The organism is Streptomyces harbinensis, assembly GCF_900116145.1.
Taxonomy (GTDB): Bacteria; Actinomycetota; Actinomycetes; order Streptomycetales; family Streptomycetaceae; genus Streptomyces; species Streptomyces carpaticus.
Genome location: NZ_FPAB01000003.1, coordinates 609,629 through 629,988, shown reverse-complemented (window position 1 = coordinate 629,988; position 20,360 = coordinate 609,629). Strand labels below are relative to the sequence as shown.

Below are 20,360 nucleotides of genomic sequence, written 5' to 3'. Positions count from 1 at the left end.
GGGCAGCGGGCAGCGGGCAGCGGGCAGCGGCCTCGGTACGCACACCGTCCTGTGCGTGGCCCGCTCGGCGACGACGCTGCACCGGCTGCTCGACGTGCTCCCCGTCTTCGCCGGTGACCACCGCGTCACGCCGCTGTTCACCCTCGCCCCGGGTTCCGCGTACGACACCGACGCCCTCGCCGCGCTCGACGGAGCCGGTGCCCGCACCATCCCCTGGGACGAGGCCGTCACCGGCGCACACCACCGGCTCGCCCTCGCCGCCAGCCCCAACGGCGCCCTGCACCTCCTCCCCGGCCCGCTCGCCCTCCTGCCGCACGGCGCCGGATTCAACAAGCACCTCGCCGACCGCGAGTCCGCCACCGGCCTCGACCCCGGACAGCTGCTGCACGCCGGCCGGCCGCTCGCCGATCTGCACGCCCTCGCCCACCCCAGCCAGCTCGCCCGGCTCGCCCGCACCAGCCCCACCGCCGCCGCACCCGCCAAGGTCACCGGCGATCCCACCCTGGAACGCCTCCACCACTCCCAGCCCGGCCGCGCCCGCTACCGCGCCGCCCTGGGCACCGGCGACCGGCGCCTGATCGTCCTCACCTCCACCTTCGGCCCCGAGTCCCTGCTCGCCCGGCACCCGGAACTGCCGCAGCGGCTCACCGCGACCCTCCCCTACGACACGTACCAGGTCGCGCTCGTCCTGCACCCCAACGCGCGCGCCCGGCACGGCGCCTTCGCGCTGCACCAGTGGCTCGCCCCCGCCCTGCGCGCCGGGCTCGTGCTCCCCGGCCCGTACGAGGAGTGGGGCGCCGCGCTCATCGCCGCCGATCTGGTGATCACCGACCACGGCTCCACCGCCCTGTACGCGGCGGCCCTGGACCGCCCGCTGATCGGCGCGTACGACGGCGGCCGGGAGCTGGTCCCGGACAGCCCCATGGCCCAGCTCCTGGCACAGGTACCCCGGCTGACCTCGCACGCCCCGTACCCCGGCCAGCTGGCCGCCGCCCTCGCCGGCCACCGGCCCGGCAGCGTACGCCCGCTGGCCGATCCCGCCTTCGCCGCCCGGGGCAGCGCGCTGGACCTGCTGCGCACCGAGCTGTACCGGCTGCTGGGTCTCGACCCGCCGCCAGGGCCCGTACTGCCGGTGCCGCTGCCGGAACCCGGCGCCACGCCCGAGCCGGTGACCGCCTTCACCGTCGAGACCGCACCCACCCCCGACGGGGTCCGGGTATCCCGCTTCCCGGCGGCGGCCGACGGCCCGCCCGGCGACCACCTCGCGGCCGACGCCGACCGGGCCGCCCTCGGGCAGCTCCAGACCGCCGCCCTGCTCTACCGGCGCGGCCCCGCCACCGGCGCCCCCGACTGGCCGGCCCTGGCCCTGGCGGAGTACCCGGCATGCCGCACCGCCGCGCAGATCCTGGCCCCGGACCGCTGCACGGTACGCACCCGGGCCGGCGCCCGGCTGGCCGTCGTCATCGACCACGGACCCGGCGCGCCCGTCGATCCGAGCGCCGTCCTGTCCGCGGTCCACGCCCGCCGGCCCACCGGCGCGGACCGCTTCCGCTGCCACCTCGGCGACCGCACCGTCGGGGTTCAGCTCTCCCCGCTCTGAAGCTCCCGCAGCGCCCGCCGGTACCCGGCGGCCGAACCGCTGTCCCCGGCCTCCTCGGCCAGCTCCGCCAGCGCCGCCAGGATCGTGATCCGCTCCTGGTCCGCCCCGCGCCGCCCGGCGTTCTCCAGCGCCAGGGCGTACAGCTCCGCCGCCCGGCCCCCGTCACCCAGCATCCGGCGCGCACGGGCCAGCTCGTGCGCCGTACGCCCCACCATGCGCTCCCGATCCAGCTCGCGGGCCCGCGCGTGCGCCTCCTCCAGCAGCACGGCGGCCCGCTCCCACTCCCCCAGACCGGCCGCCGCCTTCCCCATCAGATGGGTCTGCAACAGCACCCCGTACCCGTTGCCGATGGCCAGATGCACCGCCCGGGACGCCTCGTACGCGGCCAGCGCGCCCCACCCGTCCCCGCGCGCCGCGCACAGATTGCCCTGGAACTCCCGCACCGACGCCAGCAGCAGGCGGTCGTCCCGGTCCTCGCCGAGTTGTCCGGCGGCCCGGCCGGCGTCGGCCAGCTCCCGTTCGGCCCGCTCGATGCGTCCCTGCTCCCACAGCGCCTGCGCCAGCATGCACCGCATCCGGATCAGCGCCCGCCAGTGCCCGGACCGCCCGGCCGACTCCACCCCCAGCGCGAACGCGGCGGACGCCTCGCCGTGCCGCGGATGCTCCTTGAAGTGCAGCCACAGCGGCTCGCACAGCGCCCAGACGTCCGTGTCGTCACCGCGCGCGTGGGCCAGCGCCACGCACCCGTACAGCGCGTCGCGCTCCTCGTGCAGCCAGCGCAGCGCCGCCGCCCCGTCCGGCCACTCCACATCCGGCGCGTACCGCGGCTCCTGAAGCGGCTTCCCGCACCGCAGCCGCGCGGCCCCGTTCAGCCGGTCAGCGCGCTCCGCCTGCCGCCGGAACCAGCGGATCAGCCGGGCCTGGGCGGCCGATGCCTCCCGTGCCGTGCCGTCGCGCTCCGCCAGCCGGCGGGCGTGCCCGCGCATCAGCCCGTGCAATTGGAGCCGGCCGTCCTCGCGATCGGCCAGCAGGCCCAGTTCCACCAGGTCGTCGACGGCATCGGCCGCCGCGTCCTCGCCCCGGCCCAGCACGGCGACCGCCGCCTGCAACGGGAAGTGCCCGGCCGGATACCAGGCCAGCAGCCGGAACAGCAGCAGCGCGTCCGGGCCCGCCTCCCGGCCGGCAGCGGCGAACAGCGACTCCATCGCGGCCGTCCCCTCCCGCTCGGCCTCCGCCCGCACCCGCTCCACCAGCCGTGCGAGCCGGCTGTGCGGATGCCGGTTCAGCAGTCCGGCGGCCACCTTCACCAGTGGCGGCAGCCCCTCGCAGATCCGCAGCAGGTCCCGGACGGCCGCCTCGTCCGCCAGCCGCGCATCGTCGCGCTTGAGCAACTGACGCAGCAACTCGGCGGCGTGCCGCTCCTCCAGCGGCTCCAGCGGCAGCTCCACCACGCCCTCGCCCCGGTCGGGGCCGGTGAGCCTGCGGTCGCCGGTCACCACCACCAGACTGTGGGCCGAGGCGGGCAGCAGGGTCTCCAGCTCCTCCTCGTACCGCACATTGTCGAGCACCACGATCAGTCGCCGGCCCGCCGTGTGCCGCGCATATCGCCCGTGCAGCGACCGCAGATCGGCGGCGCCCCGCTCGCTCCGGTCGTCCAACTGGTCCAGCAGCTCGGCGAGTACGTCGGACAGCACGACACCGTTGCCGCTGCGGAATGCGTCCAGATCGGCGTAGCAGGTGCCGTCCGGGTAGTGCGGATCGGCCAGTTCATGGGCGAGCCGGACACACAGGGTGGTCTTGCCGATGCCCCGCAGGCCGCTCACCCCGCCGATCAGCGGTCGCTCGACGCCGGGCCCGGCACCGTCCGCCCGCCGGGCCACGGCCGCCCGCAGCAGGGCGCGTTCCCGGTCCCGGTCCACGAACGGCCCGCGCTCCGCGGGCAGCTGACGCACCGTACGCCCCGGCGGCGCCCCGCCTCCGTACTGGTGCACATGCACGGTGTGGGCCTGCACGAGCTGTTCCACCCGGGCCTGTCCGCCCACCTGATTGTGTACGCCGTCCCCGGTCACCGCACCAGGGTACGCCGCCAACCTCCGCCCAGCGGGGAGGCGTTACCGCCGCTGTCGCAACCGCTCCCGCAACCGTTCCCACAGCCGGTCCACCTGCGCGGCCAGCTCCTCACGCGTGCCGTCGTTGTGCAGCACCTCATCCGCGATGGCCAGCCGCTGCTCCCGGGTCGCCTGGGCCGCCATCCGGGCCCGGGCATCCGCCTCGCTCATGCCGCGCAGCCCGGTCAGCCGCTCCAGCTGCACCTCGGGCGAGGCGTCCACCACGACCACCAGGTCGTACTGGTCCGCCAGGCCGTTCTCGGTCAGCAGCGGCACGTCGTGCACCACCACCGCGTCCTGCGGCGCCGCGGCCCGCAGCTGCGCGGAGCGGCGGGCGACCAGCGGGTGCACGATGGCGTTCAGCGCCGCCCGCCGCCCGGCGTCGGCGAAGACGATCCGGCCGAGCCCCGCCCGGTCCAGCGAGCCGTCGGCGGCCAGCACGCCCGGCCCGAACTCCTCGACCACCGCCGCAAGACCCGGGGTGCCGGGCTCCACCACCTCGCGGGCGATCCGGTCGGAGTCCACCACCACCGCGCCGTGCGCGGCCAGCCGCCGCACGGCCTCGCTCTTGCCCGCCCCGATCCCGCCGGTGACTCCCACGCTCAGCATGCCCGCAGGCTACCGGCCCGGCGCCGTCAGCGGTCGCCGCCCTCGCCCTGCTCGCGCTCCGCCAGGAACCGTTCGAAGACCTCGCCCAGCTCGTCGGCGGACGGCAGTTCGGCCGACTCCGCCACCAGCGAGCCGCGGGTGGCAGCCCCCGCCAGCGCGTCGTACTGCTGCTCCAGGCCGCGCACCACCGCAACCAGCTCCGAGTCGCCCTCGGCCAGCTCCCGCTCGATCTCGTTCTGCGTCTTCAGCGCCCGGTTGCGCAGCGCGTGCGCCACCTGCGGCAGCACCAGGCCCGTCGCCCCGGTGACCGCCTCCAGCACCACCAGTGCCGCGTCCGGATACCGGGAGCGGGCGATGTAGTGCGGCACGTGCGCCGCCACGCCCAGCACGTCGTGGCCGGCCTCGGCCAGCCGCAGCTCCAGCAGCGCCGCCGCGCTCCCCGGCACCTGCGCCTCGTCGAACATGCCGCGGTGCGCCGGCAGCAGATCCGTGCGGTTGCCGTGCGGGGTGAGCCCCACCGGCCGGGTGTGCGGCACGCCCATCGGGATGCCGTGGAAGGTCACGGCCATCCGGATCCGCAGCCGCTCCACGATCTGCCGCACCGCCGCCGCGAACCGCTCCCACTCCACGTCGGGCTCGGGGCCGGACAGCACCAGGAACGGCTGGTGCGTCTCGTCGTGCACCAGACGCAGTTCCAGGTGCGGCGTCTCGTACGCCGTCCAGCGGTCGCGCCGGAACGTCATCACCGGCCGGCGGGCCCGGTAGTCGATCAGCCGGTCGTGGTCGAAGCGCGCCACCGTGGTGTACGGCCGGCCGTCCAGCAGCTGTTCGATCAGCTGGCCGCCGGTCTCGCCGGCGTCCATGAAGCCGTCGAGGAAGTAGATCAGCACCGGCCCGGCACCGTCCGCTCCGGTCGCGCTCTGCTCGGCGAGCCGCAGCCCCCGGGCGTCCCATGCGTACAACTCCTGCGGATCCCGCACCGTCACCGCACCCCTTCCGCTGTCTTGCGTGCACCGGACAGAACGCGCGGTGACGCGACGGCATTCCCGGGGCAGCTTGCCATGTCCGGCGCCGGCCGTCCGGCGAAGGGGACGATGGCGGGACCCGGCAGACATGCGACAGGGCCCGCACCCCGGTCGGGGTGCGGGCCCTGGGAGCCTCAGCCCGCCCTAACGGGCGGCGTCAGCGGCGGTGAGCACTCAGCTCTGGCCGCCGGCCAGCTTCTCGCGCAGCGCCGCCAGCGCCTCGTCGGAAGCCAGCGCACCGGTGTCCTCGGCGCCCTCGGAGGAGTACGAACCCCCGCCGCCACCGCTGCCGGACTGCGGAGCCGGAACACCGGCACCCGCCGCCTCGGCCTCGGCCTGGGCGTCCGCTTCGCGGGACTTGACGACCTGCGCCTGGTGCTGCTCGAAGCGGGCCTGCGCCTCCGCGTACTGGCGCTCCCACTCCTCGCGCTGCTTGTCGTACCCCTCCAGCCAGTCGTTGGCCTCGGGGTCGAAGCCCTCGGGGTAGATGTAGTTGCCCTGGTCGTCGTAGGACGCAGCCATGCCGTACAGGGTCGGGTCGAACTCGACGGCCAGCGGGTCGGGGCCGAAGTTCTCGTTCGCCTGCTTCAGCGAGAGGCTGATCCGGCGACGCTCCAGGTCGATGTCGATGACCTTGACGAAGATCTCGTCGTTGACCTGGACGACCTGCTCCGGGATCTCCACGTGGCGCTCGGCCAGCTCGGAGATGTGGACCAGACCCTCGATGCCCTCGTCCACGCGGACGAACGCACCGAACGGCACCAGCTTGGTGACCTTGCCGGGGACGACCTGGCCGATCTGGTGGGTGCGGGCGAACTGCTGCCACGGGTCTTCCTGGGTCGCCTTCAGCGACAGGGAGACGCGCTCGCGGTCCATGTCGACGTCGAGGACCTCGACGGTGACCTCCTGGCCGACCTCCACGACCTCCGACGGGTGGTCGATGTGCTTCCAGGACAGCTCGGAGACGTGGACCAGACCGTCCACGCCGCCCAGGTCCACGAAGGCACCGAAGTTGACGATGGAGGAGACGACGCCGGAGCGCACCTGGCCCTTCTGCAGGGTGGTGAGGAAGGTCTGGCGGACCTCGCTCTGGGTCTGCTCCAGCCAGGCACGGCGGGACAGGACCACGTTGTTGCGGTTCTTGTCCAGCTCGATGATCTTGGCTTCCAGCTCCTTGCCGACGTAGGGCTGGAGGTCGCGGACGCGGCGCATCTCGACGAGGGACGCCGGCAGGAAGCCGCGGAGGCCGATGTCGAGGATGAGACCACCCTTGACGACCTCGATGACGGTACCGGTGACGATGCCGTCCTCGTCCTTGATCTTCTCGATGGTGCCCCAGGCACGCTCGTACTGAGCGCGCTTCTTGGACAGGATCAGGCGGCCTTCCTTGTCCTCCTTCTGGAGAACCAGGGCCTCGATCTCGTCACCGACGGCGACGACCTCGTTCGGGTCCACGTCGTGCTTGATCGACAGCTCGCGGGAGGGGATGACCCCTTCCGTCTTGTAGCCGATGTCGAGCAGGACCTCGTCCCGGTCGACCTTCACGATGACGCCGTCGACGATGTCGCCGTCGTTGAAATACTTGATCGTCTCGTCGATCGCGGCGAGGAAGTCTTCCTCGGAACCGATGTCGTTGACCGCAACCTGCGGGGTGGTCACGGTGGTCTCGGTGCTGCTCGTCATGTGGTAAAGGGCTCCGGTACGGACAAGGTGTCGTAGGCACTACTACGCACGGGGCCCGTATCGCACTGCCGAAGCCGGACAGCCTGAGAAGCGCTCTCCGGAGCTACCGCTTCCGAAAGCGCCTCGACAACCGAGGGGACATACAACAAGTGCGAGCGCGGCCTGCTCCGTCCGAGGCGCACAGGCCCGCAGCGCGTCTTATAGCATACGGGCGCATCTCAGCGGGGTCAATGCGTGGTTCGCCCCACCCCATGCGATATCCAGCCAAAACCGGCAGTTCTCCGGCCGGCCGGGGTCAAGATCACCCTCTCGCCGGGCGTGGCGCACCCCCGAGCGTACGCAAACGGCGCGCCGGGGTCCGTGCGGACCCGGGCGCGCCGTGCGCGGTGCGGGTGATCAGACGCGGCGGGTGGCCGCGGCGGCGGTCTGCGTCACCGGCGTGTCGCCGCCGGTCGCGGTGCCGGAGTCCGTCCCGTCCTCGTCCTTGCCGTCCTCGCCGTCCCCGTCCGGGTCGTCGCCGTCCGGGTCGGTGTCCCCGTCCTCGGGGTCGTCGCACCCCTCGGCGCCGTCCGGGTCCTCGGTCTCCTCGTTCTCGCCGTTCTCGCCGTTCCCCTCGCCTTCGCCGGTCCCCTCGCCCTCGCGGGAGGGGTCGGTGTCACCGGCGTCGGCACCGGTGTCGCTCCCGCCGTCCGCGCCGGTGTCCTCCTCCGGCTCCTCGCCGTCCGGGTCCACCGGGCACTCCGGCTGCTCGCCCGGGTCACCCGGCTCGTCCGGGTCCTCGGGCTCGCCTGGCTGCCCGGGCTCCTCCGGCTCACCGGGGGTGCCGGGCTCGTCCGGACCGTCCGGGTCGTCCGAGCCTTCCGAGTCGTCCGGGTCTCCGCCGGCCGGCGGGTCGGCCGGCGCGGGGTCGACCGGCTTGATGCCGCCCTCGACGGGGTCGGCCGGCTTGGGGGCGGCGGGCTTCTCCCCGGCCGGCTTCTCCCGGTCACCGCTCCCGGGGGTCTGCGGCGTGCGGTCGGCGCCGTCCCGCTCCGGCTGCCGGGCGCCGTCCCGGCCCGGGCCGGGGCTGGTGGGCAGTTGGCCGGTGCCGTCCGGCACCTCGTGGACGCCCTGGGAGTAGAACTCCAGCCAGGAGCGCACCGTGCGAACGTAGTCCCACGAGTAGTTGTAGCTCAGCAGCGCCCGGTTCAGCCCGTCCTCGGTGGTGAGGTCCCGGCCACCGGCGCACAGGTAGTTCCCGGCGGCCAGCGTCGCGTCGTACACGTTGTTGGGGTCCTTGATGCCGTCCCCGTTGCCATCCGCGCCCCAGGAGGCCCAGGTGGAGGGGATGAACTGCATCGGCCCCACCGCGCGGTCGTAGACCGGGTCGCCGTCCCAGCGTCCGCCGTCGGTGTCCAGGATCCTCGCGAAGCCGTTGCCGTTGAGCTGCGGGCCGCGGATCGGGGTGAGGGTGTTGCCGTCGGCGTCGACCCGGCCGCCGCTCGCGTGACCGGACTCGACCTTGCCGATGGCCGCCAGCACCTCCCAGTCCAGGCCGCAGCCGGGCGTGGAAGAGGCCAGAGCCGCCTCGGCCCGCAGATAGGCGTCCAGCACGGTGGCCGGGATGCCGGACTCTGCCGCGCCCGGCGGGATGGCCGCGCCGCCCCCTCCGGCCTCCCCCTCGCCGTCCGGACCGTAGCCGAGGTCGAGCGGCGGCTCCGCCGGACCGATCGGGACCAGCGGCGGCAGATCGGTGTGGTAGGGCAGCCCCAGGTGTTCCCGGTCGGTGCCCGGCTGTTCCTGTGCCGCGTTCTCCCGGGGGTCGGGCTCCCCGGCGGGCTCGGTGGCCAGGACCTCGGAGGCCTGGGAGGCGGTCAGGGCGGCCATGGCCGCCGCCGCCACCGCCGAGCCGGATATCCCCCTGCGGAATCTCCCGATGCGCAACGTCACGCGCGTCCCCTCCCATGTCACGCTTGGTACCCGTCGACAGGTCCGACAGTACGATACGTGCGAACACCGCCGCCCGCAGGCGTCCGACGGTGCGCACGTGTCCCAACCCCGTGACACTTTGAGGAACTTGGCCTTTCCCCGGGGTGACGCCCGGCCCGGCACCCCGCGGTGCCGGGCCGTCAGCGGGCGCTGTGGGGCGTGCCTAGTGCGCGGCCGACTCCCAGGTGTCGCCCCAGCCGACGGACACATCCAGCGGGGCGCGCAGCGAGACGGCGTTCGGCATCTGTTCACGCACCAGCGCCTCCACCGCCTCGCGCTCACCCGGGGCGACCTCCAGCACGATTTCGTCGTGGACCTGGAGCAGCATCCGCGAACGCAGCCGCTTCTGCGTCAGGGCCTCGTCCACCCGCAGCATCGCGATCTTCACGATGTCCGCAGCCGTGCCCTGGATCGGGGCGTTCAGCGCCATCCGCTCGGCCATCTCCCGGCGCTGCCGGTTCGAGCTGGTGAGGTCCGGCAGATAGCGGCGGCGGCCGAGCATCGTCTCGGTGTACCCGGTGGCGCGCGCCTCGTCGACCACCCGCTGGAGGTAGTCACGGACCCCGCCGAAGCGCTCGAAGTAGGTGTCCATCAGCTTGCGTGCCTCGTCCGGGCTGATCGACAGCTGCTGCGAGAGACCGAACGCCGACAGGCCGTACGCCAGGCCGTAGCTCATCGCCTTGATCTTGCGGCGCATCTCGGCGTCCACGTCGTCCTTGCCGACGGCGAAGACCTGCGAGGCGACCGTGGTGTGCAGGTCCTCGCCGGAGGTGAACGCCTCGATCAACCCGGCGTCCTCCGACAGGTGGGCCATCACCCGCAGCTCGATCTGGCTGTAGTCGGCCGTGAGCAGCGTCTCGTAGCCCTCGCCGACCACGAACCCGCCCCGGATGGCGCGGCCCTCGTCGGTGCGCACCGGGATGTTCTGCAGGTTGGGGTCGGTGGAGGAGAGCCGGCCGGTGGCGGCGACGGTCTGCTGGAAGGTGGTGTGGATGCGGCCGTCGGAGGCGATCGTCTTGATCAGCCCCTCCACCGTGGTGCGCAGCTTGGCCTGCTCCCGGTGCCGCAGCATGATCACCGGCAGCTCGTGCTCGGTCTGCCCGGCCAGCCACAGCAGGGCGTCCGCGTCGGTGGTGAAGCCGGTCTTCGTCTTCTTCGTCTTCGGCAGCCCCAGCTCGCCGAACAGCACCTCCTGGAGCTGCTTGGGCGAGCCGAGGTTGAACTCGTGGCCCACCGAGGCGTGGGCCTCGCCCACCGCCTGCTGCACGGCGGCGGCGAACCGCTGCTCCATCCGCTCCAGGTGCGGGCGGTCGGCGGCGATCCCGGCGCGCTCCATGCGGGCCAGCAGCGCGGACACCGGAATCTCCAGATCGTGCAGCAGCTCCGCGGCGCCGACGTCCGCCAGCCGGCCCTCGAAGGCCGCGCCCAGGTCGAGGACGGCCCGGGCCTGCCGCATCAGGGCCTGCGCCTCGGCCTCGTCGTCGGCGCCGAACGCCAGCTGCCCGCCGTCGTCCTCCGGCCGGTCCAGCTCGCGGCCCAGGAACTCCACGCTCAGCGCGTCCAGGGCGAAGGAGCGGCGGCCCGGCTGGACCAGGTACGCGGCCAGCGCGGTGTCCATGGCGACGCCGGCGAGCTGCCAGCCGTGCTCGGCGAACACCCGCATCAGGCCCTTGGCGCCGTGCACCACCTTGGGGCGGCCGGCGTCCGCCAGCCAGCCGGCGAAGGCCCGCTCGTCCGCCTCGTCCAGCGCCGCCGGATCGAACCAGGCCGCCGGGCCCTCCCCGGTCGCCAGCGCCACCGCGCGCACCGCGCCCGCGCCCAGCTTCCAGTCGTCCAGGGTGGCCACGCCCAGCCGCTGCCCGTCCTGCCCGGCCAGCCACGGGCCCAGCTCGCCGGCCGCCAGCACCGTGCCGTCGACGGCGACGCCCTCGGCCGGCACCGTCTCCTCACCGGCCGCGCCCGGGTCCACCGCGAACAGCCGCTCCCGCAGGCTCGGGTTGCGGAACTCCAGCACGTCCAGCAGGACGGTCATCGCCTCCCGGTCGTACGGGGAGCGCACCAGGTCCACCGGGCCGCACTCCAGCTCCATGTCGCGGACCAGCTCGGTCAGCTCCCGGTTCAGCCGCACCGACTCCAGGTGCTCGCGCAGATTGGCGCCCGCCTTGCCCTTCACCTCGTCCGCCCGCTCCAGCAGCGCGTCCAGCGAGCCGAACTGGTGGATCCACTTGGCGGCCGTCTTCTCCCCCACCCCCGGAATGCCGGGCAGATTGTCCGACGGGTCGCCGCGCAGGGCCGCGTAATCCGGATACCGGGCCGGGGTCAGGCCGTACCGCTCCTCCACCTTCTCCGGCGTGAACCGGGTCAGCTCGGAAACACCCTTCGTCGGATACAGCACCGTGATCCGGTCGCTCACCAGCTGGAAGCAGTCCCGGTCACCGGTGACGATCGACACCTGGAAGCCCTCGTCGGCCGCCCGCGTCGCCAAGGTGGCGATCACATCGTCCGCCTCGAACCCGTCCACCGCGAAGCGCCGCACCCGCATGGTGTCCAGCAGCTCCCCGATCAGCTCCACCTGCCCCTTGAACTCGTCGGGGGACGCCGAACGGGTCGCCTTGTACCCGTCGTAGCGATCGGAGCGCCACGTCTTGCGCGACACGTCGAACGCCACCGCCAGATGCGTGGGCTCCTCATCACGCAGCGTATTCGCCAGCATGGAGGCGAAGCCGTAGATCGCGTTCGTCGGCTGCCCGACAGCCGTCGTGAAATTCTCCGCGGGCAGCGCGAAAAACGCGCGGTACGCCAGCGAGTGCCCGTCCAGCAGGAGCAGACGCGGCGCCGAGGTCGTCTGGGGGTGCGATGCGTTCTCAGCCACGTCACCGATCCTCCCACGGACCACTGACAGTCCCGCCCGGCCGCCATCCGGCCCGCCCCGCCGCCCCGGCCGCACCCGCCGCGACGGTCCGCGCCCGACCCGTGCCACCGGCGGCCCGGCATGACACGATCGCACCCTGGCCCGCGCGGCCCACCCGGCCGCGCCCCGGCCCGTCCGCCGTCCGCGTCAAAGGAGAGCCGCCCATGTCCGCCAAGCCGCCCGCCTCCGATCCGGTCCAGGACGCCCCCCAGGTCGGCGCCCCCAAGGAATCCTCCGTCGGCCTGCCCGCCATCACCCACGCCCTGCGCACCGCCCAGCAGCAGATGGGCCTGCGGCGCACCGCCCTCACCCTCCTGCGCGTCAACCAGCACGACGGCTTCGACTGCCCCGGCTGCGCCTGGCCCGAACCCGGCAAGCCGCACACCGCCGAATTCTGCGAGAACGGCGCCAAGGCCGTCGCCGAGGAAGCCACCCTGCGCCGGATCACCCCCGCGTTCTTCGCCGAGCACTCCGTCGCCGACCTGCGCGAACGCTCCGGCTACTGGCTCGGACAGCAGGGCCGGCTCACCGAACCCATGTACCTGGCCGAGGGCGCCACCCACTACACCCCCATCGGCTGGGACGCCGCCCTCGACCTCATCGCCGGCGAACTCAACGCACTCGACTCACCCGACGAGGCCGCCTTCTACACCTCCGGCCGCACCAGCAACGAAGCCGCCTTCGTCTACCAGCTGTTCGCCCGCGAGTTCGGCACCAACAACCTGCCCGACTGCTCCAACATGTGCCACGAGTCCTCCAGCTACGCGCTGGGCGACACCCTCGGCATCGGCAAGGGCAGCGTCCTGCTCGACGACCTCGAAAAGGCCGACCTCATCATCGTCGCCGGCCAGAACCCCGGCACCAACCACCCGCGGATGCTCACCGCCCTCGAAGGCGCCAAACACGCCGGCGCCAAAATCATGACGATCAACCCGCTGCCCGAAGCCGGCCTGCGGAACTTCCACAACCCGCAGACCCCCCGCGGACTCGCCGGCCCCGGCACCGACCTCACCGACCTCTTCCTCCAGATCCGGCTCGGCGGCGACCAGGCACTCTTCCGCATCCTCAACAAACTCCTGCTGGAACGGGACGGCGCCACCGACGACGCGTTCATCCGCGACCACACCCACGGCTTCCAGGACTTCGCCACCGCCACCCGCGCCACCACCTGGGACCAGGCCCTCGAAGCCACCGGCCTCACCCGCGAGAACATCGAAGCCGCCCTGGAGCTGATCCTCGCCTCCCGCAGCATCATCGTCTGCTGGGCCATGGGCCTCACCCAGCACAAGAACTCCGTGCCCACCATCCAGGAAATCGTCAACTTCCTCCTGCTGCGCGGCAACATCGGCCGCCCCGGCGCCGGAGTCTGCCCGGTACGCGGCCACAGCAACGTCCAGGGCGACCGCACCATGGGCATCTGCGAACGCCCCACCCCCCAGCTCCTCGACGCCCTCGAACGCGAATTCGGCTTCACACCGCCCCGCGAGCACGGCCTCGACACCGTCGAAACCATCCGCGCCCTGCGCGACGGCCGCGTCAAAGTCTTCCTCGCCGTCGGCGGCAACTTCGTCTCCGCCACCCCCGACTCCGCCGTCACCGAAACCGCCCTCGCCGGCGCGCGCCTCACCGTCCAGGTCTCCACCAAACTCAACCGCTCACACTGCGTCACCGGCCGCCGCGCCCTCATCCTCCCCACCCTCGGCCGCACCGAACGCGACCGCCGCCCCGACGGCGGCGACCAGTTCGTCACCGTCGAGGACTCCATGGGCATGGTCCACGCCTCCCGCGGCCGGCTCGCCCCCGCAGGCCCCCACCTGCGCTCCGAGACCGCCATCCTGTGCGCCCTCGCCCGCCGCGTCCTCGGCCCCGGCTCCACCACCCCCTGGGAAGAATTCGCCGCCGACTACGACCGCATCCGCGACCGCATCGCCCGCGTCGTCCCCGGCTTCGACGACTTCAACACCAAAGTCGCCCGACCCGGCGGCTTCGCCCTCCCCCACCCGCCCCGCGACAGCCGCACCTTCCCCACCACCACCGGCAAAGCCAACTTCACCGCCGAACCCCTCACCTGGCCCCGCGTCCCCGAAGGCCGCCTCCTCCTCCAGACCCTCCGCTCCCACGACCAGTACAACACCACCATCTACGGCCTCGACGACCGCTACCGCGGCATCAAAGGCGGCCGGCGCGTCGTCTTCGTCCACCCCGACGACGCCCGGCGACTCGGCCTCGACGACGGCACCTACGCCGACCTCACCAGCGAATGGACCGACGGCACCGAACGCACCGCCCCCGGCTTCCGCGTCGTCCACTACCCCACCGCCCCCGGCTGCGCCGCCGCCTACTACCCCGAAACCAACGTCCTCGTCCCCCTCGACGCCACCGCCAAGACCTCCAACACCCCCACCAGCAAATCCATCGTCATCCGCCTCACCCCCACCAGCCGCCACACCACCTGATACAACCCTGTACGGACCACCGTCCCGACACGCCACAAGCGCACGATCGGAGCCGTACGCCATGACCGACCAGACCACCAGCACCCGGTTCCCGCACGACATCATCGAGCAGTGGGCCGGCCTGGGCATCGACCTGCCCCAGCTGTTCTCCGCCGGCGCCCTCGGAACCCGCATGGGCGTCCAGGTCCAGGAAGCCGCCCCCACCCGCGTCGTCGGCACCCTCCCCGTCGAAGGCAACACCCAGCCCTACGGCCTCCTCCACGGCGGCGCCTCCGCCGTCCTCGCCGAAACCCTCGGCTCCATCGGCGCCATGCTCCACGGCGGCCCCCAGAAAATCGCCGTCGGAGTCGACCTCAACTGCACCCACCACCGCGCGGTACGCACCGGCACCATCACCGGCACCGCCACCCCCGTCCACGCCGGACGCACCTCCGCCACCTACGACATCGTCATCACCGACGACCACGGCAAACGCGTCTGCACCGCCCGCCTCACCTGCGCCCTGCGCCCCGCCGCCCCCAACGGCACCACCGACACCACGAACACCACAAGCAGCACGAACACCACGAACGGCACGAGCCCCGCCGCCCACTGACCGGACGACGGGGCCCACCCGCAACGGGAGGCCGCTACTCGGCGGCCTCCCCCAGATACGCCGCCCGCACCCGCGGATGCGTCAGCAACTCGGACGCGTCGTCCGACATCACCACCGCACCCGTCTCCAGCACATAGCCACGATCCGCCAGCTGCAACGCCTGCGAAGCGTTCTGCTCCACCAGCAACAGCGTCGTCCCCTGCTCGTTGATCTCCCGCAGAATGTCGAAAATCTGCTGCACGATCAGCGGCGCCAGACCCATCGACGGCTCATCCAGCAACAGAAGCTCCGGCTTCCCCATCAGGGCCCGCCCGATCGCCAGCATCTGCTGCTCACCACCCGACAGCGTCCCCGCCAACTGCTTACGGCGCTCCGCCAGCCGCGGAAACAGCGTGAACACCCGGTCCATGTCCGCCGGATCCGGACGCCGCAACCGGTACGCCCCCATCTGGAGGTTCTCCACCACCGACATCCGGGCGAACACCCGCCGCCCCTCGGGCACATGACCGATCCCGAACCGCACCAGCTCGTGCGACGGAATCCCGTCCACCCGCTCCCCGCGCAGCAGCACCTCACCCGAACGCGGCTTCAGCATCCCCGAAGCGGTCTTCAGCGTCGTCGACTTGCCCGCACCATTGGCACCCAGCAGCGCGACGACCTCCCCCTCCGCCACCGACAGCTCGACACCCTTCAGCGCCTCGATCGCCCCGTAGAACACATGGAGCTCACGCAACTCCAGCAACGCCGGAGCCGCCGACGACCCCTGCGCCGCACCGTCCTTCGTCAGCTGCGTACTCATGCGCCCTTCACCTCACCCTCGGCGGCACCCGAAGCAGCCTGCCCGGCCACCACATCCGCCACCGCCGCCGCGTCCTCCTCCGCCGAAGCACCCAGATACGCCTCGATCACCGCCGGATCACGCTGCACCTCACCCGGCGTCCCCTCGGCGATCTTCTTCCCGAAGTTCAGCACCACCACCCGGTCCGCCACCGACATCACCAGCTTCATGTCGTGCTCGATCAGCAGCACACTCACCCCGAGATCGGCATTGATCCGGCGGATCAGATCCTCCAGATCCCGCTTCTCCGTCGGGTTCGTCCCCGCCGCCGGCTCATCCAGCAGCAACAACTCAGGACCCGTCGCCAACGCCCGCGCGATCTCCAGCCGCCGCTGCTCGCCATAACTGAGCGACGACGCCAACTCGTTCAGCCGGCCCTCCAGACCCACGAACGCCAGCACCTCGTGCGCACGCCGATCACTCTCACGCTCCGCACGCCGCGCATGCGGCAAACCCAGCATGATCGACACCGCATCCGTCTTCTGCCGCGTCTCCACCGCGATCTTCACGTTCTCCAGCGCCGTCAGCGCCCCGAACAACCGGATGTTCTGGAACGTACGCGACACCCCGTGCCGCGACACCAGATACGGCTTGCAGCCCCGCAACTCGTGCCGGCCACCCGCCCGCGGCAGAAAGCCGATCGTGCCCTCCTGCGGCAGATACGCACCCGTCACCGAATTGAAGAACGACGTCTTCCCCGCACCATTCGGCCCGATGATCGCCAGAATCTCACCCCGGCCCATCGACAAGGACACATCGTTCAGACTCGTCAGACCACCGAACCGCAACGTGACACCGGAAACCTCCAGCACGTTCCCGCCGGCCTCCGCCACCTGCTCCGTCTTGGCCATCACGCCTTCTCCTCCGCCAGTCGAAGCTCACGCTGCCTCCGCTTCGACGGCAACAGACCCTGCGGCCGGTAAATCATCATCACAACCAGCAGCGCACCCAGGTACATGAAACGGTCCTGCGGATCCACCGAATCCCGCAGATACTCCGGCAGCCAGATCAACAGTGCCGCCCCCGCCAGCACACCCGGAATCGACCCCATACCACCGAAGATCACATACGCCAGCACCAGGATCGACAACAACAGCACAAAATTCTCCGGCGAGATGAACGCCACCTTGCTCGCGTACACCACACCCGCCACACCCGACGTCGACGCACCGATCGCGAACGCCAGCAGCTTCATCCGCACCGTGTTCACACCCGTCGAAGCCGCAGCCACCTCATCCTCACGGATCGCCGTCCACGCCCGGCCCACCCGCGAATGCTCCAACCGCAGGAACAAGAAAATGATCACCACGATGAAGCCCAGCAACAACCAGTAATACGGCTTCGGATCAAGACCCCACTCGAAACGCCAGAACCCCAGATCGATCACAAACCGCTCCGACATCCGCGCGCCCCGCGAACCACCCGTGAAATCAGTCCAGTTCCGCGCCGCCAGATACACGATCTCATGGAACCCCAGCGTCACGATCGCCAGATAGTCACCCCGCAACCGCAGCGTCGGCGCCCCCAGCAACACCCCCGCCAGCAAACACGTCACAATCGCGATCGGAATCACCAGGAACGTGTTCAGCACCACCGGAGGCTCCACCGGCAGCGAACCCGTCCAGAACGCCGCCGAATAGGCCCCGATGGCAAAAAACGCCACAAAACCCAGATCCAGCATCCCGGCCCAGCCGATCACCACATTCAAACCGATCGCCAACAACACAAAAATAGCGATCTGGTCCACCATCACCTGCTGCCAGTACGTCGACAGCCACAACGGCAACAGAATCAGCACCACCAGCAGCAGCGCACCACCGCCGTACCGCAACCGCGGATCCGCCTGCCACACACCACGCACCCGCGCGACCGGCTGCGACACCCGATCCCGCGACGCCACCCACCCCCGGTTCACCGGCTCACTCAAAAACTCCCGGATCACCCACACGCCCACACACAGCGCCAGCCAGATCCAGATCCCCGTACCGGTGAAATTCTCCCCCAACGCATAGAAAATATCCGTCGAAGTACCCTGCACCCCCGTCACCTGCGCACCGACCACCGCCAGCACCAACAGAGCCACAAGACGCTTCCACCGCGCCTCCTGATACCAGCGCACCCGCCGCAAGCTCGCCGCCGACGGCACCCGCTCCCGGCCCTTCGAATCCCTCACCGTGCTCATGCCGTCCTCGCAACCCGCTCGCCCAGAATCCCGGTCGGACGGAACATCAGCACCGCCACCAACACCGCGAACGCGCCCACATACCGCCACGCGTCGCCCCAGATCTCCACCGTCATGGCCTCAACGACACCCAGCACCATCCCGCCCAGCATCGCCCCCCGCACATTGCCGATACCCCCCAGCACCGCAGCCGCGAACGCCGTAATACCCGGCAAGAAGCCCATCGTGTACCACACCTGGGTCGTCGTCCCGTACAAGAAGCCGGCCACACCACCCATCAACCCACCCAGCACAAAGGTGCGCGACACCACCTTGTCGATGTTCACACCCATCAACGACGCCACTTCCGGATCCTGCGCCACCGCCCGGATACCCGACCCCAGCTTCGTCCGATTCACCACGAAGTCCACCAGAATCAGCATCAGCACCGCCGACACCACCACCAGCGCCTGCGTCACATTGATCGGCGCCCCGAACAACGTGAACAACGTCTTGTTCTCATACATCGACGGCATCCGGCTCGCATTCCGGCCGAAAATCTTGCCCGCCAGGTTGTAGATGAAGAACGACGCACCGATCGCCGTGATCAGAAACACCAGACGCGGCGCACCCCGCCGCCGCAACGGACGGTACGCCACCCGCTCCAGACCGTACGCCACACCACCACCCAGCGCCGCACCGGCCAACATACCGAGCAACACATAGCCCGCCGACTGAATCCCACTCGGATCCGCCGCCGGCACCACCACCGTCAACACGATGAGTCCGCCGAAACCGCCGGACATGAACACCTCGCTGTGCGCGAAGTTCAGAAGCTGCAGAACACCATAAACAAGCGTGTAGCCAATGGCGATGACGGCATACAACGAGCCGAGCACCACCCCGAGGACGAAAACGTCCCAGAAATCCTGTAGGGACATGGAGCTGACTTCCTTTAGCGAAACGGGCACAAAGCAAGCGGGGCGCGATGACACACCGCGCCCCGCCGACAACTCACTGGGAAAGCGACGGGCAACCCGCCGATCAGCCGCCGGTCAACTCCTCGATCGGCCCCAGATACGCGATGTCATCACCCTGCACCTGGTACATGAAGATCGCGTCATTCGTGAACTCACCGTTCTCATCGAACGAGAACGTCTTCGTCAGCCCCTCGTACGAACCCGTCGCCACCGCCTCGTACAGCGAGTCCCGGTTCGCCTCCGCACCCAGCTCCGCGATCGCACTGATGATCATCTGCGCCACGTCGTACGACTCCGCCGAATACGTACCCGGCGGCTGGTTGAACGCGCTCTGATACCGCTCCGCAAAATCAGCCGTCGCCTCGTCCGCCGTCGCATCCGTACACGGACACGTCAGATACCAGCCCTCGGACGCCGCACCCGCCAGCGACAGGAACTGCATGTCATTGGTGCCGTCACCCGACACCGCGATCCCGTCGAAACCCGCGTCCTTCAGACTCGCCGCGAACGGACCCGCCGTCTGGTAGTAACCCGCGTAGACCAGCGCATCCGCACCCGACTGCACCACCGTACGCGCCGCACCGCTGTAATCCGGAGTATCCACCGGAACGCTCGAACGCTCCACCTCAAGACCCAGCTCCGTCAGCGACGCCTCCGCCACCTCGGCCAGACCCTCACCGTACGGCGTCACATTGTCGACCAGGATGACCTTCTCCACACCATCCTGAGCCGCCAGGAACTGCGCCATCCCCGCACCCTGCGCGAAGTCGTTCGGCACCGCCCGCAAGAACGTCGGGAAACCCTGCTCCGTCAGCGTCGGATTCGTCGCCGACGACGACACCGCCAGCACCCCCGCCTCCCCGTACAGCGGCGCCGCCACCTCCGCCGGCCCCGAGAACGCCGGACCGATCGCCGCGATCACATCCTCGTCATCGATCACCAGCTGCGCCGCAGCCGTCGCCTGACCCTCCACACCCCGGTCATCAGTGGCCACGTACTCCACCGTGAAGTCGTAGTCACCCGACTCATTGGCCTCATTGATCGCCAGCTGAATCCCGTTCTGCATGTTCTCGCCGAGCGCCACGTTGTCACCCGACAGCGGACCCTGGTAGGCGATCTTGTACGTGGTGCCGCCGCCCCCGCCACCGCCGCCATTGCTGTCGCCATCGTCACTGCCGCACGCGGTGAGCGCGAGCGCACCGATGGCGACAGGTATCGCCAGCTTCACGATGGATCTGTTGAGCACGAGCAAAACCCCCTGGAGGCCAGCGAGAAGATCTTTGACAACGCCCCACGACAGCCGCATGGCGTGTGCGGAATCTATTGCCCATGTGCGCGGCACAGATAGACAGCCGACACAGATGTGACCGCCTCGTGATCTGCGTCACGCGTCGGAAACAGAACACTGCTTACCGCTGAGCGAACA

14 protein-coding genes are annotated in these 20,360 nt (G+C 70.9%); 3 read left to right on the top strand and 11 right to left on the bottom strand.

Annotated elements, in window-relative coordinates:
- Positions 1–55: 55 nt before the first annotated feature.
- Entirely contained in the window at positions 56–1,600 is a 1,545-nt protein-coding gene (locus BM385_RS10620; protein WP_254791501.1) for a translation initiation factor 2, read from the top strand.
- On the opposite strand, the gene BM385_RS10615 is transcribed toward BM385_RS10620, so the two are convergent.
- The 6 genes from BM385_RS10615 to polA all read right to left on the bottom strand — a co-directional run bounded on the left by BM385_RS10615 (position 1,582) and on the right by polA (position 11,865).
- Positions 1,582–3,669 (bottom strand): NB-ARC domain-containing protein, encoded by a 2,088-nt coding sequence (locus BM385_RS10615; RefSeq protein ID WP_093842873.1) that lies wholly within the window; start codon positions 3,667–3,669, stop codon positions 1,582–1,584. The two genes, BM385_RS10620 and BM385_RS10615, sit on opposite strands and share 19 nt — an antisense overlap.
- 42 nt (positions 3,670–3,711) lie before the next feature.
- Positions 3,712–4,317 (bottom strand): dephospho-CoA kinase, encoded by a 606-nt coding sequence (gene coaE / locus BM385_RS10610; protein WP_093842872.1) that lies wholly within the window; start codon positions 4,315–4,317, stop codon positions 3,712–3,714.
- A gap of 26 nt (positions 4,318–4,343) precedes the next feature.
- Entirely contained in the window at positions 4,344–5,297 is a 954-nt protein-coding gene (locus BM385_RS10605; protein ID WP_093842968.1) for a PAC2 family protein, read from the bottom strand.
- 219 nt (positions 5,298–5,516) lie between these two features.
- Complete coding sequence (gene rpsA / locus BM385_RS10600) at positions 5,517–7,025, bottom strand: 30S ribosomal protein S1 (protein ID WP_019433786.1); 1,509 nt, start codon at positions 7,023–7,025, stop codon at positions 5,517–5,519.
- A 396-nt stretch (positions 7,026–7,421) separates the two neighbouring features.
- Positions 7,422–8,954: a lytic murein transglycosylase gene (locus tag BM385_RS10595; RefSeq protein ID WP_254791500.1), complete on the bottom strand. Its 1,533-nt coding sequence runs from the start codon at positions 8,952–8,954 to the stop codon at positions 7,422–7,424.
- Positions 8,955–9,156: 202 nt separating this feature from the next.
- Positions 9,157–11,865: a DNA polymerase I gene (gene polA, locus BM385_RS10590; RefSeq protein WP_093842871.1), complete on the bottom strand. Its 2,709-nt coding sequence runs from the start codon at positions 11,863–11,865 to the stop codon at positions 9,157–9,159.
- A 203-nt stretch (positions 11,866–12,068) separates the two neighbouring features.
- Here polA and BM385_RS10585 point away from each other — a divergent pair, with 203 nt between their 5' ends.
- Together BM385_RS10585 and BM385_RS10580 are read left to right on the top strand one after the other, a co-directional pair.
- Positions 12,069–14,360 carry an FdhF/YdeP family oxidoreductase gene (locus BM385_RS10585; RefSeq protein WP_019433783.1) on the top strand — a complete coding sequence of 764 codons (2,292 nt, stop codon included), beginning with the start codon at positions 12,069–12,071 and terminating at the stop codon, positions 14,358–14,360.
- Between the two features lie 61 nt (positions 14,361–14,421).
- On the top strand, positions 14,422–14,955 hold the full coding sequence (locus BM385_RS10580) for a PaaI family thioesterase (protein ID WP_093842870.1): 534 nt from the start codon (positions 14,422–14,424) through the stop codon (positions 14,953–14,955).
- A gap of 34 nt (positions 14,956–14,989) precedes the next feature.
- Here BM385_RS10580 and BM385_RS10575 read toward each other — a convergent pair whose 3' ends face one another.
- The 5 genes from BM385_RS10575 to BM385_RS10555 form a co-directional block, all read right to left on the bottom strand.
- Positions 14,990–15,754 carry an ABC transporter ATP-binding protein gene (locus BM385_RS10575; RefSeq protein WP_093842869.1) on the bottom strand — a complete coding sequence of 255 codons (765 nt, stop codon included), beginning with the start codon at positions 15,752–15,754 and terminating at the stop codon, positions 14,990–14,992.
- Positions 15,751–16,644 carry an ABC transporter ATP-binding protein gene (locus tag BM385_RS10570; protein WP_093842967.1) on the bottom strand — a complete coding sequence of 298 codons (894 nt, stop codon included), beginning with the start codon at positions 16,642–16,644 and terminating at the stop codon, positions 15,751–15,753. Before BM385_RS10570 ends, BM385_RS10575 begins: the two co-directional genes overlap by 4 nt.
- Positions 16,644–17,975 carry a branched-chain amino acid ABC transporter permease gene (locus BM385_RS10565; protein ID WP_093842868.1) on the bottom strand — a complete coding sequence of 444 codons (1,332 nt, stop codon included), beginning with the start codon at positions 17,973–17,975 and terminating at the stop codon, positions 16,644–16,646. The genes BM385_RS10570 and BM385_RS10565 overlap by 1 nt, the downstream gene beginning before the upstream one ends.
- Positions 17,972–18,895, bottom strand: coding sequence for a branched-chain amino acid ABC transporter permease (locus BM385_RS10560; RefSeq protein WP_019433778.1), 924 nt, complete (start codon positions 18,893–18,895; stop codon positions 17,972–17,974). Before BM385_RS10560 ends, BM385_RS10565 begins: the two co-directional genes overlap by 4 nt.
- A 103-nt stretch (positions 18,896–18,998) precedes the next feature.
- A complete protein-coding gene (locus BM385_RS10555) occupies positions 18,999–20,180 on the bottom strand; it encodes a branched-chain amino acid ABC transporter substrate-binding protein (protein WP_026047427.1) in 1,182 nt (393 codons plus the stop codon).
- Between the last annotated feature and the right edge of the window lie 180 nt (positions 20,181–20,360).

Bases quoted from the DNA above. Each gene is read 5' to 3' on its own strand.
- coaE (WP_093842872.1), bottom strand. From the start codon at position 4,317: ATGCTGAGCGTGGGAGTCACCGGCGGGATCGGGGCGGGCAAGAGCGAG.
- rpsA (WP_019433786.1), bottom strand. From the start codon at position 7,025: ATGACGAGCAGCACCGAGACCACCGTGACCACCCCGCAGGTTGCGGTC.
- BM385_RS10585 (WP_019433783.1), top strand. From the start codon at position 12,069: ATGTCCGCCAAGCCGCCCGCCTCCGATCCGGTCCAGGACGCCCCCCAG.
- BM385_RS10580 (WP_093842870.1), top strand. From the start codon at position 14,422: ATGACCGACCAGACCACCAGCACCCGGTTCCCGCACGACATCATCGAG.
- BM385_RS10575 (WP_093842869.1), bottom strand. From the start codon at position 15,754: ATGAGTACGCAGCTGACGAAGGACGGTGCGGCGCAGGGGTCGTCGGCG.
- BM385_RS10570 (WP_093842967.1), bottom strand. From the start codon at position 16,644: ATGGCCAAGACGGAGCAGGTGGCGGAGGCCGGCGGGAACGTGCTGGAG.
- BM385_RS10565 (WP_093842868.1), bottom strand. From the start codon at position 17,975: ATGAGCACGGTGAGGGATTCGAAGGGCCGGGAGCGGGTGCCGTCGGCG.
- BM385_RS10560 (WP_019433778.1), bottom strand. From the start codon at position 18,895: ATGTCCCTACAGGATTTCTGGGACGTTTTCGTCCTCGGGGTGGTGCTC.